At 76.2% G+C, this 1,141-nt stretch carries 1 protein-coding gene; it reads right to left on the bottom strand.

Going from position 1 to position 1,141, the window contains the following annotated elements; translation table 11 throughout:
- Positions 1-78: 78 nt before the first annotated feature.
- Positions 79-1,110 (bottom strand): MupA/Atu3671 family FMN-dependent luciferase-like monooxygenase, encoded by a 1,032-nt coding sequence (locus P696_RS0101615; RefSeq protein WP_084336653.1) that lies wholly within the window; start codon positions 1,108-1,110, stop codon positions 79-81.
- Between the last annotated feature and the right edge of the window lie 31 nt (positions 1,111-1,141).

The following is a 1,141-nucleotide window of genomic DNA, read 5'->3' as shown; positions in this document are numbered from 1 at the left end:
CGGGGACCCTCCCGCTGGGTCAGGCGTCGGAGTCAGGCGTCAGGCGTCAGGCGTCAGGCAGGCATCGGGCCTCGAGGTTCAGGCGAGCACGCTCAGCAGGGCGTCGACCCCGGCGAGGATCGCGCCGTGGTCGAAGCCGAAGTCGATCAGGCAGGCGACCTCGTCCACGTCCCAGGACGCGACCTCCGCCAGCCGCTCCTGGACGTCCCCGGCCGCGCACACCAGGCCGCCGCGCACGTAACGGGCCGCCCCCGCGGCGGCGATCGCGCCCCGGTCGGCGTCGCCGAGCCCGCCGACCGCCGCCGCGTCGGACGCCGCCGCGACGTTGGACACGTCGAGCCGCATCGAGCTGGTCAGGTAGCGGGCGAGTTCGCGTTCGGCCCGGTCCGCGGCCGCGCGGGACCCGTCGTGGACGTGCGTGTGCAGCATGAGCGTCACGTGGCCGCGGCCGTCGCCGTGCTCGCTCCGCGTCTTGCGGTACGCGGCGATCTTCTCGCGCAGCTCCCCGGGCGTCTGCCCGACCAGGTGCGTGAGCAGGCCCGCGCGGAGCGTCCCGGCCAGCTCGAACGTCCCGACCGAGCCGCCCGAGGTGATCCACATCGGCAGCTCGGGCTGGGCCGGGCGCGGCTGCGTGCGGACCTCGACCGGACGGCCCGAGGCGTCCTCGAACGTCCACGGGTCGCCGCGCCACAGCGCCCGGACGGCGTCGATGCCGTCCCGCATGACGCGCCGCCGCTCGTCCGCGTCGAAGCGGGACAGGACGAAGTCCGCGCCGTGCCAGCCGGACGCGAACGAGACCCCGGCGCGTCCGCCGGACAGCCGGTCCACGACCGCCCACTCCTCGGCGACGCGGGCCGGGTGGTGCAGCGGCAGGACGACGCTGCCCGCGCGGATCCCGACGTGCCGGGTGGTCGCGGCGACGGCCGCCGCGGGCACCGCCGGGTTCGGGAACGGCGAGCCGAAGTCGCCGAAGTGCCGTTCCGGCAGCCACACCGCCTCCAGCCCGGCCTCGTCGGCGAGTCGGGCGGTGCCGAGCAGCACGGCGTAGGGCCCGGCGGACGGATCCGCCGGGCCTCCCGCCGCGAAGTACGCGAGGCTGACGCTCACCATCTCCGGGCTCCTTCGGTTGCGGTCTTCGTCT

This window comes from Actinomadura oligospora ATCC 43269, assembly GCF_000518265.1.
Classification (GTDB): Bacteria; Actinomycetota; Actinomycetes; order Streptosporangiales; family Streptosporangiaceae; genus Spirillospora; species Spirillospora oligospora.
The sequence above is the reverse complement of the archived record's forward strand: the minus strand, read 5'-3'. Positions and strand labels throughout refer to the sequence as shown.